The sequence below is a fragment of the Anaerocolumna cellulosilytica genome (genome assembly GCF_014218335.1).
Classification (GTDB): Bacteria; Bacillota; Clostridia; order Lachnospirales; family Lachnospiraceae; genus Anaerocolumna; species Anaerocolumna cellulosilytica.
This window is the reverse complement of the sequence record NZ_AP023367.1, coordinates 3,849,416-3,862,927: the sequence shown is the minus strand read 5'-3', so window position 1 is coordinate 3,862,927 and position 13,512 is coordinate 3,849,416. Positions and strand designations below refer to the sequence as shown.

Annotated in this window: 8 protein-coding genes; 7 read left to right on the top strand and 1 reads right to left on the bottom strand. The window is 38.1% G+C overall.

The features are described 5' to 3' along the window. Positions 1–16: 16 nt before the first annotated feature. Positions 17–2,746, bottom strand: a complete 2,730-nt coding sequence (locus acsn021_RS15930) for a calcium-translocating P-type ATPase, PMCA-type (protein WP_184093400.1) — start codon at positions 2,744–2,746, stop codon at positions 17–19. 353 nt (positions 2,747–3,099) lie between these two features. On the opposite strand from acsn021_RS15930, the gene acsn021_RS15920 reads away from it, so the two are divergent. The 7 genes from acsn021_RS15920 to acsn021_RS15890 all read left to right on the top strand — a co-directional run bounded on the left by acsn021_RS15920 (position 3,100) and on the right by acsn021_RS15890 (position 13,504). Then, on the top strand, positions 3,100–4,470 hold the full coding sequence (locus tag acsn021_RS15920; protein ID WP_184093399.1) for an MATE family efflux transporter: 1,371 nt from the start codon (positions 3,100–3,102) through the stop codon (positions 4,468–4,470). A gap of 217 nt (positions 4,471–4,687) precedes the next feature. Then, complete coding sequence (locus acsn021_RS15915; protein WP_184093398.1) at positions 4,688–6,469, top strand: ABC transporter ATP-binding protein; 1,782 nt, start codon at positions 4,688–4,690, stop codon at positions 6,467–6,469. 150 nt (positions 6,470–6,619) lie between these two features. Further along, positions 6,620–8,353 carry an ABC transporter ATP-binding protein gene (locus acsn021_RS15910; RefSeq protein WP_184093397.1) on the top strand — a complete coding sequence of 578 codons (1,734 nt, stop codon included), beginning with the start codon at positions 6,620–6,622 and terminating at the stop codon, positions 8,351–8,353. A gap of 114 nt (positions 8,354–8,467) precedes the next feature. After that, positions 8,468–10,111 carry a L,D-transpeptidase family protein gene (locus tag acsn021_RS15905; protein WP_184093396.1) on the top strand — a complete coding sequence of 548 codons (1,644 nt, stop codon included), beginning with the start codon at positions 8,468–8,470 and terminating at the stop codon, positions 10,109–10,111. A gap of 306 nt (positions 10,112–10,417) precedes the next feature. After that, positions 10,418–10,774, top strand: a complete 357-nt coding sequence (locus acsn021_RS15900) for a response regulator (RefSeq protein WP_184093395.1) — start codon at positions 10,418–10,420, stop codon at positions 10,772–10,774. Between the two features lie 42 nt (positions 10,775–10,816). Then, positions 10,817–12,925, top strand: a complete 2,109-nt coding sequence (locus acsn021_RS15895) for a chemotaxis protein CheA (protein ID WP_330601786.1) — start codon at positions 10,817–10,819, stop codon at positions 12,923–12,925. 84 nt (positions 12,926–13,009) lie between these two features. Then, the gene (locus acsn021_RS15890) at positions 13,010–13,504 is read left to right on the top strand and encodes a chemotaxis protein CheW (protein WP_184093393.1); all 495 of its coding nucleotides are present in this window, start codon (positions 13,010–13,012) and stop codon (positions 13,502–13,504) included. Positions 13,505–13,512 lie beyond the last annotated feature (8 nt).

Sequence of the window (13,512 nt, the reverse complement as noted above, 5' to 3'; positions counted from 1 at the left end):
GCTGTAACGGAACGTATTATTTATTGCCTTTCTGGATTTCAACAATTACAATAGGGAGAAATGACAATACAAGTACCACAGACCACTGGGCAGCACTAAGAGGAACCACTTTAAAAATAGCGGCCAGAGGTTTGATAGAGATGACTGCAACTTGTAAAAAGGCACAAATAATAAAGGAAAGAACTAGCTTGGGGTTAGAGAATAATCCGACTTTTCGCAGGGAATGTTCACTTCTCATATTAAAAGAATGGAAGAGCTGGGAAAGGCTTAAAACAGCAAAAGCCATTGTCCTGCCTATGTAGGGTGTAATGCTTGCCGCCATTTCCACGGTGGTACTATGGTGCATAAGAGCTTTGGGTATCGCTTCGCTATCATAAAAACGGATACCGATTATAAATGCCAGTAAAGATAGGAAGCCGATTAAAATACCCTCAATCAGGATTTTAACCATGAGTCCATCCGCGAACATACCTTTGGTGGGAGGGATGGGTTTTTTCTTCATAATATCACTGGCAGCAGGCTCTACCCCCAGGGATATGGCGGGTAAGGAATCAGTTACTAGATTAACCCATAACAATTGCACTGCAAGAAGAGGAGAAGGTAATCCAATTAATATGGCAGTAAATATGGTTATTATCTCGCCGATATTACAGGAGAGAAGGAAATGAATCGCTTTTTTAATATTATCATAAATGCCTCTGCCTTCCTTAACCGCTGCCACTATAGTTGCGAAGTTATCATCTGTTAATATCATATCAGCTGCATTTTTAGCAACATCGGTTCCGGTAATACCCATTGCACACCCAATATCCGCTGCCTTTAGTGCAGGAGCGTCATTAACACCATCCCCGGTCATGGCGACAACTTCTCCTTTGGCCTGAAAAGCTTTTACAATCCGAACCTTATGCTCTGGAGATACTCTGGCAAATACCCGGAATCTTGGAATCTGTTCAATTAATTCCTCTTGATTCATGAAAGAAAGCTCAGCACCGGTCATAGCTAGGTCATCGTTTGACATGATACCAAGCTCTTTAGCGATAGCACTTGCAGTAGTAACATGGTCACCGGTTATCATGACTGGTTTAATACCTGCCATTTTACAGGTAAGTACTGCACTTGCAACTTCCGGTCTTGGCGGGTCTATCATACCGATTAAACCGACCAGCGTCATACCGCTTTCTAAAGTATGGCAGGCATCGTCAGTATTTTTCTGTAAAGTGTATGCTCTTAAATTCTGTTCGGAACCAATATCCTTATAAGCAACAGCAAGTACTCTCAAGGCTTTTTCAGTCATGGATTGATTAAGATGATTTAACTGCTGCAGGTGTCCATTGGTGATGGGCACTTGTTTACCATTTTGATAGATATAACTACAACGGTTCATTAAGACATCATAAGCACCTTTTGTTATACTGCGAATACCGTCGTGTGCGGTTTTATGTACGGTAGTCATTAACTTACGGGAGGAGTCAAATGGTATTTCATAAACTCTTGGATTCATGGAATCTAGTTTAGATTTCATCAAATCCACATGGTAAGCAGCCATGATTAAGGCCTTTTCTGTCGGCTCGCCGGTTGCATTCACCTGCGTTTGTTTTCCTTTGCCGGATACCTGTAAGACAGAATCATTACATAGTGCTGATAATGTCAATAAAAACTTACTAAAGGCACTGTCAGGATGTTCCTTGCCCTGGCAAGAGGCAAGCTCTGTAACGGTCATTTTATTCTGCGTTAAGGTACCTGTTTTATCGGAACAGATAACCGTCGCACTTCCAAGGGTTTCAACGGCAGGCAGTTTCCTTATAACTGCATTTTTCTTAGCCATACGCTGTACACCTAAGGAGAGCATGATAGTCACAATAGCTGGTAATCCCTCCGGAATGGCAGCAACAGCAAGGCTAACGGAGGTCATGAACATATCAAAAATGGGTCTGTCTTTTAAGATTCCCAGTATGAATATAGCAATACAAATAAATAAAGCGGCGATTCCTAAAGCTTTACCAGTTCCGGCAAGACGTTTTTGTAAGGGGGTCATAGGTGTTTCGTCTTCCATTATTAGTCTTGCAATATGTCCAACCTCCGTGTGCATCCCGGTGGCAGTGACAACGGCCTTACCTCTACCGTAGGTAACAATACCGGTTGCCATAACCATATTCTTGCGGTCTGCTAGTAAAGTATCTTCCTTCAAACAAAGCTCCGACTCTTTTTCCACAGGATGTGATTCACCTGTAAGGGAGGCTTCCTCAATCTTTAAGTTAACACCATGTATTATTCTGGCGTCTGCAGGAACAAAATGTCCTGTTTCCAGAAAAATAATATCGCCGGGTACTAATTCCTTGGAATCAACAGATTCAATGACCCCATCTCTTAGCACGGAAGCAGCCGGAGCAGACATTTTCTGAAGCGATTCAAGGGACTTTTCTGCCTTGCTTTCCTGCAACACTCCAAGAACTGCATTTAAGGTTATTATAAAAAGGATTATGACTGGGTCTACAAAATCCAGCTCTCCATGCATCAAGGAGACCATAAAGGAGATAATAGCAGCACAAATCAAGGTAATAATCATGAAATCCTTAAATTGGCTGAAGAATTTAGCTAGAATATTTTTCTTTCGCTTTGCTTCCAGAATATTCAACCCATATTTTTTCTGACGTTTTTGTACTTCTTTTTTAGATAATCCGTTTTCCGGAGAACTTTCTAGTAATTTTATGACTTCTTCCTTTGATATACTATGCCAGTTCATCATAGTAACCTCATTTCTGCATTTCTGCGTTTTTCCTCTTTTCCGGCATTCCCAGAATAATAAGTATCATATTTCATCTGCTCAACCCTTTCCAGTATGTCTAAAGTATTATATGAGACAAAGTCAAAAAGCATTACCTTTAGAAGAGAGGATATAATATATGGAAACATAAGGATAACTATTTACAAATTCAAAAATTGTCGTATAATATTTTTTGAGCTTTGCCGAGCTTATGCATTTATTAATGAAACGTATAATAAGGGCTATTAGGTTAATGTAAGATCACATAAAGAAGAAAGGATGCTGGTACTAGTTTATTTGCAATAAATACGTTAATACACAGCATATATGGAAAAATGGCAAAAAATCTAACACATGATATGACTTTAGGAAAACCAACGGGACTGTTGCTTAAGTTTGCATTACCTATGTTGGTCGGTAATTTGTTTCAGCAGCTCTATAACATGGTTGACTCTATTGTAGTAGGCAGATATGAGGGAAGTAATACCCTGGCAGCAGTGGGAACCACAGGACCCTTAAATTTCTTCTTCTTTTCCCTTGCACTTGGACTGGCAGCAGGGGTATCTATCGTAACTGCCCAGTATTTTGGAGCAAAGGATGAAGAAAATGTGAAGAAGAGCTTTGCCACGGCGGCTTATATAGTCTTAGGTGCTTCGTTAATAATGGGTATTATTGGATATATATTAAGCGAGCCTATGCTCCGGCTGCTAAAAACACCTGAGAATATAATAGGACAGGCAAATATCTATATGAAAATAGTTTGTTTAGGTATTGTAGCAATTGGTGCTTATAATGGAATGGCTTCCATTCTGCGGGCATTGGGAGATTCATTAACTCCACTTATATTTCTGATTGTTGCCTGTCTGCTAAATATAGTACTTGATTTATTATTTGTAGTGGGGTTTGGCTGGAGTGTTATGGGGGTCGCTTTAGCAACAGTAATATCCCAAGTAGTAGCCGCAGTGGGGTGTGTTTTATATGCCTTGGCAAAAGTTAAAATTTTAAGAATGCCGTTAAAAGATTTTGTGCCGGATAAGGAGATTGTTAAAAAATGTCTTAGATTAGGTATTCCGGTTGCGCTTCAAAACTCCTTTGTATCACTTTCAACCATGGCATTGCAAAGTATTATTAACAGTTACGGCGATACGGTTATGGCAGCAGCAACCGCTGCCAGCCGAATTGAACAGTTGATTTTACAGCCGGGTATGTCAGTTGGTGCAGCGGTGGCAGCTTATACCGGACAAAATATGGGTGCCGGCAATATTGACAGAGTAAAACAGGGCTTACGGTCAGCAGTACGGATTATCTTAGCCTTTAGTTTGGCAATGCTTCCAATCATTTATTTTGGAGGAGGCTTCATTATGGATTGGTTCACAAAAGATAATGACAAATTAGTTATGCAGATTGGTATAGAAGCGTTAAGAGTACCTTGCTTTTTTTACTCATTTGTAGGGTTGATTTTTGTAACGAGAAATATGTTAAGCGGTGCAGGAGATGTAAAAATACCAATGATGATGGGGTTTACAGAAGTTGTATGCAGAGTACTATTTGCCAATGTATTAGCAGGTGTTATCGGTTATCAGGGCATCTGGTGGGCAACAGGATTAACCTGGTTCTTTACTTCAATCGTAGGCTGCGTCAGATACCTTTCTGGTAAATGGAAATATAAATCTCTGATTCAAGCACCTACATCCGTTGAGGGTTAATACTTAGAGGAGAAAGAATACAGACTGTAATGGACAGCTTGTATTCTTTTTCCTATTTTGGGAACTTTAATATTTAAACAAAAAATTAATAAGTTCATAATTTTTGCCTATTGTATTAACAAATACTAGAATTAGTGCTATAATCTAGGACAATTGGTTTTTCAAACCAATCAGGGCAAAATAGAGTATAAAAGAAAGGTCAAGTTTAGGTGTTTAAATGAAACAATTAACAAAATTTTTAAAACCATACAAAAAACTGCTGTTTATAGGTCCGTTTTTTAAATTACTGGAGGCTGTACTGGAATTGTTTCTTCCCTTTTTTATGGCAAAGGTCATCGATATCGGTGTTGCCAATGGAGATAGAAACTATATTATAAAAATGGGCGGAGTAATGCTCTTAACAGCTCTTGTAGGTGTAGTGTGTGCACTAATCTGTCAATACAGTGCTTCGATAGTATCGCAGGGAGTAGGTACAGACATACGAAATGCGATGTTTGTTCATATAGGTACGCTGTCTAATACAGAGCTTGATAAGTTTGGAACTTCTTCACTGATAAACCGAATTACGGGTGATGTAAATCAGGTACAGTTAGCAGTTGCCATGCTGATACGTCTTGTGATACGTGCTCCTTTTCTTTGTATCGGCGGAGTATTTATGTCTTTTATGCTGGATATAAAGCTATCTGTCATACTACTTATTGTATTACCCCTATTCGTCTGTATTCTATTATTAACTATGAAAAAAACAGTGCCTTTATACCGGGCTGTGCAAGGAAAACTAGACCAGATTGCGTTAGTACTCCGTGAAAATTTAAGTGGTGTCCGGGTTATCAGGGCATTTGCCAGAACAGATTATGAACTGAAGAAGTTTGCTGTTCGCAATAAAGAATATTCCGACAATGCTATTAGGGTTGGGAAGGTATCAGCTCTCCTAAATCCTTTAACCAGCCTGATTTTAAACTTTGCAATAGGTGCTATTATTTGGTATGGAGGTGTCCGGGTTAATACCGGTTATATGTCCACCGGTGAAGTAATTGCCTTTGTAGGCTATGTAACTCAGATACTGGCAGCACTTATAGTTATATCCAATCTTGTGGTAATTTTTACGAAGGCCTATGCCTCTGCAGGAAGGGTAGAAGAAGTTCTGGGTACCCGTTCTAGTATTGTAAGCCCAGTTTCATCAAATCAGGGGATTGAAAGTAAGAAGAAAGAGAAAAATGATATAATCGTAGAATTCAGGGATGTATTTATGGCATATAAAAAATATTCCGAACACAGACAAACTTCTGCTAAGGAAGAAAGCGAAAAATATGATATCGAGCACATATCCTTTCGTGTAAGACGGGGAGAAACCATTGGTATAATTGGAGGTACTGGTTCCGGTAAGTCCACGATAATCAATTTAATCCCAAGGTTTTATGATATAACCAAGGGAAGTATACTTGTCAATGGGAAGGATGTAAGAGAGTACAATTTAGAAGAGCTCAGGGAAAGAATAGGAATTGTACCACAAAAAACGGTTTTATTCACCGGTACCATAGCCGAAAATATAAAATGGGGTAAAGAGGAAGCTACAATTGAAGAGGTTAAAAGAGCAGCAGATATTGCCCAGGCCAGTGAATTCATTGAACGTCTGCCGGATGGCTATGATACAGTAATCCGTAGAGGCGGTGTTAATGTATCAGGAGGTCAAAGACAGAGACTTACCATTGCCAGAGCGTTGATAAAGCAGCCTGAAATCCTTATTCTAGATGACAGTTTTAATGCCCTTGATTTTGCAACCGATGCTGCTTTACGAAAAGCAATTAAGACTTATACGAAAGATATGACAACCTTTATTGTATCCCAGCGAGCCAGTACCATACGAAATGCTGACCAAATTATTGTACTAAATGAGGGGAGTATATCGGGTATAGGAACACATACCGAATTGATGCAAAGCTGTCAGGTATACCAAGAGATTTGTCAGTCTCAGGAAATAGAAAGCCCAGGAGCTTAGATTTAAATTTGCACAGTGAATCTTTCTGCTTGTTTACTTGTAAGTGATAGAATGACTGTGTTCAGCGATATGTAAAAAGAATATATAGTTGAATAAAGACATTCAACCCCTTGATTTGAACGCGACTAAGGTCGCAGATGGGAGCCAAACATGAAAAAATCAACCATAAAACGACTATGGGGATATATAGGCAGATATAAGCTTCAGCTTATTGTTGTTTTTCTATTTGCCTTAATAGGAAATACCCTGTATATATTTACACCACTTTTAACCGGTCAGGCCATAGATAAAATAATTGGAGTAGGAAATGTTGACTTTAATGGACTGGTAATTCTGCTTATTAAGTTACTGATAATTTATGTTTTGAGCAGTTTATTTCAGTGGCTTATGTCAGTAGTTAGCAGTGTGGCCGCCAATAATACGATACACGATATAAGGAAAGATGCATTCAATAAGTTAAATACTCTGCCGCTTAAATATTATGATAACCATTCCCATGGTGATGTCATCAGCCGGCTAACCAATGATATTGATGCTATTTCAGATGGATTATTCCAGGGAATCACACAAGTAATGTCAGCTGTAGTTATTATTGCAGGCTGTTTTATCTTTATGTTAACTATTAGCCCTTTAATTACTTTGATTGTTGTATTTATAACCCCCCTATGCTTTTTTATTGCTTCATTCATTGCAAAGCACTCCAGGAAAATGTTTGCAAAACAGTCCCAGACAGTGGGAGAACTAAACGGGTTTGTCGAAGAAATGATAGGAAACCAAAAAATCGTAAAAGCATTTGGTTATGAAGATAGAGCTTATAAGTCCTTTAAAGAAATCAATGACAGACTATATAAGGCGGGGCAGAAGGCACAGTGGTATTCCTCTCTTACCAATCCTACGACAAGACTTGTCAATAACATTGCCTATGTGTCTGTAACAATAATTGGTGGTTTTTTAGCTTTAGCAGCTAAATTATCCATAGGTAATATTGCGAGCTTTTTAAATTATTCCAATCAGTTTGCAAAACCGATCAATGAAATTACGTCTATAACGTCACAGATACAGGCAGCCTTTGCTTCTGCGGAAAGGGTATTTGCCTTGTTAGATGAAGAGCCGGAAATACCTGTGAATGTGCCGGAAGCAGAGTTAAAAGACTGTCAGGGCCGAGTAAGCTTTAACGGTGTCAGCTTTTCCTACCGTCCGGAGGTTCCCTTAATTAAAAACTTAAATCTAGAAGTAGAGAAAGGAAATATGGTAGCAATTGTAGGACCTACAGGCTCTGGTAAAACCACTCTGGTAAACCTGTTAATGCGTTTTTATGATATAAATGGTGGAGAAATCAAAATTGATGGAACTAATATCTATCAGGTGAACCGGGATAACCTGCGTCAGACAATTGGTATGGTATTACAGGAAAGCTGGTTGTTTTCAGGAACGGTAGCCGACAATATATCATATGGTAAACCGGAAGCTACCAGAGCAGAGATTATAGAAGCAGCGAAGGCGGCGAAGGCTCACAGCTTTATCAGTAAGCTGCCAAATGGCTATGATACTATAATTGATGAAGACGGAGGCAATCTGTCACAGGGACAGAAACAGCTTCTTACCATAGCAAGAGTTTTAATTATTGATCCACCTATGCTTATATTAGATGAAGCTACCAGCAGTATTGATACCAGAACAGAAATTAATATTCAGAAAGCCTTTTCTAAGATGATGGAGGGTAAAACCAGTTTTATTATTGCCCATCGTTTATCTACAATAAAAGAAGCTGACATCATATTGGTATTAAAAAATGGAGATATCATAGAACAAGGCAGCCATGAAGAATTATTACAGAAAAAAGGATTTTACCATACGCTATATTACAGTCAGTTTGCCGTTTAACAGTTTTGAAATAGTTTTGACATAAGAATAACACAAATTTTTCTTATGTTGTATCTAGTTTACCTTTATTGGAAAATTTTACGGGTAAATAATTTAATAAGTAAGGAGTAATCAATGATACCAGCGAGATTCAGATTACGAAAGACGATTATTCTAAGTATGGTTTGCCTTTTAGCCAGTATATTAGTCAGTTTTCTAACAACCTCGGCAAAAACAGAATATCCCTATTATATTAAAGTTAACAAGCAGCAAAATGTCGTAACGGTATATAAAAAGGATAAGAAGGGGGAATATACGGTTCCGTATAAGGCGTTTACCTGTTCCACTGGTGTGGACACACCACTTGGTGTTTATAAAACTCCGGCAAAATATAGATGGAAGCTTTTAATGGGTGATGTCTGGGGACAGTATTCAACAAGAATTGTAAGAGGAATCTTATTTCACTCTGTTTGGTATTACCAGATGGATGCAACTACATTGTCTGCGGCACAATATAATAAACTTGGAACAGCAGCCTCTCATGGCTGCGTCAGGCTTACAGTAGCTGATGCAAAATGGTTATATGATAACTGCCCTCTTGGAACCACAGTGGAAATATACAATTCCAAGGATCCAGGTCCCCTTGGAAAACCTGAAACCATGAAACTTTTACCAGGTACCGGTTGGGACCCCACAGACCCTAGTAAGGACAATCCTTTCAATCATAAAACACCGTCAATTAGCGGAGTCAGTAACAAAACAATTGATTGGGGAACACAGGTAAATCTTCTAAGTGGTGTAAAGGCGTTGTCTACATCCGGGACAGACATTACCGGAAAAATTCAGATAGAAGGTACAGTAGATATCCATACGGCAGGTAAATATTCTGTTAAATATACGGTTACTGATTTATTAGGCCGTTCCGCTGAAAAAACAATAACGGTAACTGTAAATAATATGAAAGAGCCTCCTGTTATAAAAGGTGTTTCTGATAGGGTAATTGATTCAGATACGGTAGTTGACAGAGCTTTCGCTTTACAAGGTGTTACCGCATATCTGTCCTCTAAGAAATTATCAAATAAAGATATCAAAGTAGCCATTAAAAAAGAATCTGATACGGTATATACTATAACCTATACACTAACAGCTCAAAATAAAAAGAAAGCAAAAGAGGTGGCAACCGTAAGTGTAGATACGACAGCTCCGGTCATGACGGGAATTGAGTTTAAATCCCTGACAAAAAAACAATGGGAGTCTGGAAAGGAAGCTATCACCGCTTTAGCACGTAAGGGAGTTAAAGTTACGGATGACTATAGCAAACTGGCAGCAAAAGACATTAAGGTAAGTTTAAAAGCCAATGGTGAATATGCATATATAGTGACCTATAAGGCTTCTGACCAAGTTGGTAATACAGCTAGCGAGTCGGTACAGTTTACATATTTTCCGGATATTAAGCTGGAAGGAATCTACCATCATATGAATATTCCTTATCATACTGAGATTACTGAGGCGTATGTAATGCAGGGAGTGATGGCGGTTAACAGCAATAACGAAGAATGTACGGATTTGGTAAAGGTAATTATAAAGCAGGTAGATGAACGACTTTACAAAGTAACTTATCAGGTACCTGGACCGAATGACAGTGTGATTTCTGTATCCTGTAACTTTTCTTTAGCAGAAAAAACGGAAGAGGAATCAGAGAAGGGTGCAACGGAACATAATACAGAAGCACCGGATGGCAATCAGGAGCAAGAAGGGGATTCTTCGAAAACAGAATAGATATAATACGAGTAATATCTTTAGACGATGTAATTTTGTTTAAAGGTATTACTTTTTTTGCAACATTAGTTTACAAACTAATTTTCGTTAAGTTTTCGTTATTTTGTACATAATTTTCAAAATTGTTAAATAAAACAAGAGAATTTTGTTGATAAATGTCGAAGAATTATATATAATAAAACATGTCAAAATTAACGAAAAATACCATTTAGTTATGGGAAAATAAGGAATAATTATTTGATTTGTTTTACTATTCTACTAAAGTTTAAGTTTTGTCTAGTGAATAATCCTAAAAAGGAGGAAGCAATGAAGAGAGTACTAATAGCTGATGATGCAGCGTTTATGAGGTTGTCAATTAGAAACATTTTGTCAAAATACGATTATGAAGTCGTTGGTGAAGCAGATAATGGTAAAGCGGCAGTAGCAAAGTATTTGGAGTTAAGGCCGGACATTGTGACAATGGATATTACAATGCCGGAAATGTCAGGAATTGATGCACTAAAAGAAATAATAAAAAGCGATAAGGAAGCCAATGTGGTTATGATTACGGCAATGGGGCAGGAATGGCTTGTAAAAGAAGCAATCCTGTCAGGAGCAAAATCATTTATCGTAAAACCTTTTAAAGAAGATCTTGTTATGAAAGTATTGAGTCAGATATGCTAAGAGTAATTACTAAAAGTAATTGTAAAGAGGTGTATATTGTCGATGGAGAATACCAATGATTCGATGTTAGATGTGTTTTTGTTTGAAACAGAACAGCTCATCGGGCAATTAGAAGAATGTATATTAAATAGTGAGAGGGCAGGAGGTTATTCCGAGGACTCGGTTCATGAGATTTTTAGAATTATGCACACCATAAAGGGTTCTGCTTCCATGATGATGTATCAGAATATAGCATCCCTGGCACATGCAATGGAAGATTTGTTTTACTATATCAGAGATGAAAAGCCGGTAGATCTTAGTTATATTGTTCTGACTGACCTTATACTAGAAGGAATTGATTACATAAAAGTAGAGGTAGAAAAAATAAAAAACGAGGATGACTTAGACGGAAACTTTAGTGAGTTAATTCATCGAATTGAAGCATATCTGAATGAATTAAAAGATATGACAAAACTGAAAACAGATTGTAATACAGAAAATACAGAGTCATCTTGTGAGGGGAATTATTACAGCAATGATGCTGAGGAAGAGAGTAGGGGAATCTATCAATCTATTATTTTCTTTGAAGAAGGCTGTGAAATGGAAAATATACGAGCCTTTGGTCTGATACATCACTTAAAACCCAAAGTAAATGAGATGTTCTTTTTACCGGAAGATATTATTGAAAATGATAAATGTACGGAAGTTATCAGGAAAGACGGACTACAGTTATACTTTAAGACTTGGTTGGAAGAAGCAGAGGTTTACGAATTTTTTTATCAAACCGCTTTTGTAAAGATGGTAGAACTAAATAAAATAGAAGATTCAATAGATTTATACAAACTCTACTGCCAAAACACCGGGAAACAAGAGGTTTCAGGAAATGTAAATCTAACAATTGAATATGAGGAGGCTGCGAAGGAGGAGCAAGATGGAAAGCAGACTTTACGTAGAGAAAATAAAGAAAGAACGGATAAAGAAAGTAGACCGGCTAATGTGCAGCAGAGCATTATAAGTGTAAATGTAGCCAAGCTTGATAAATTAATGGATTTAGTTGGGGAAATGGTAATAGCAGAAGCTATGGTGGTACAAAATTCAGATCTAAAAGGATTGGTACTGGATAATTTTTATAAAGCAGCCAGACAATTGAATAAAATTACGGATGAAATTCAAGATACAGTTATGTCGATTCGAATGGTACCCCTAGCAGCTACTTTTCATAAAATGCAGCGGGTTGTCAGGGATATGTGCAAGAAGTTAGGTAAAGAAGTAACACTCTCTATACAAGGAGAAGATACAGAAGTAGATAAAAATATTATTGAACATATATCGGACCCTTTAATGCACCTGGTTCGTAATGCCCTAGACCATGGAATTGAATTGCCGGAGGAAAGGATGGCAAAGGGAAAAGAAGCAGCTGGCACCTTGACTTTAGAAGCTAAAAATGCAGGCAGTGATGTGGTGGTAATTGTCAGAGATGACGGAAAAGGTTTAAGTCGTGAAAAAATAATTGGGAAAGCCAAAGAAAACGGGCTTTTAGTAAAAGGGGAAGCGGAGTATACAGATAAAGAAGTGTATGGGCTTATTTTTCTTCCCGGATTCTCTACGAAGGAAAAGGTATCAGAATTTTCCGGTCGCGGTGTTGGTATGGATGTGGTAGTTAAGAATATTGAAGTGGTCGGAGGTTCTGTATCGGTAGACAGCAGTGCGGATAAGGGTTCTGCAATAACTCTAAAGATTCCATTAACCCTTGCTATCATAGACGGGATGAATATAAAGGTTGGAGAAGCCTGCTACACCCTCCCTACTATATCTGTTAAGGAATTTTTCCGCCCGATGGAAAAGGATATCATAACTGATCCACAAGGGAATGAAATTATAATGGTCAGGGGACAGTGCTATCCCATACTTCGGCTGTATGAGGTATTTAAGGTTAATAATGCACATAAAAGCTATGAAGAGGGTGTTATTATTATGATTGAACAGGAAGAGAAAACAGTCTGTATTTTTGCTGATGAGCTGTTGGGCCAGCAGCAGGTGGTAGTAAAGGCACTGCCGGAATACATCCGCAGAATACGTAAAATAAACGGACTGTCAGGTTGTACCTTGCTAGGAGATGGGAACATCAGCCTTATACTTGACATTGCAGGGATAGTTAACAATTATTTTTAGCCTAAGCATTTATAGAATCCGCAAGAAGCTTACTTAAGCGGTTTTATATATGGATAAGTTTAATAGGAAAGGAGATGTGAAGCAATGCAGGAGATAAGGGAAGAGGATATTGAACTTGAAGAGGACACACAAAAAGGGAGATTTTTGACCTTTTCTTTAGGAAAGGAAACCTATGGACTAGAAATAAGATACGTAACAGAGATTATAGGTATTCAGTCCATTACAGAAATACCTGAACTCCCGGAATATGTTAGAGGTATTATAAATCTAAGGGGGAAGATTATACCTGTTATGGATGTGCGGCTTCGTTTTAAGAAAGAGCCAAGGGATTACAATGATAGAACCTGTATTATTGTTGTGGACATCGGAGAACTATCAATTGGACTCATAGTAGATAGCGTATCAGAGGTTTTGTCCATAGATGATAAGGACATGGTAGAGCCACCCAAGCTAAATAAAGGGTATCAGAACCGGTATATTAAGAATATTGGAAAAGTAGGCACAGAAGTTAAGCTTTTGCTGGACTGTGAAAAACTGCTCACCGAAATTGAAGTAGAAGATTTAAAGGAATCATTATAAGACGGAAT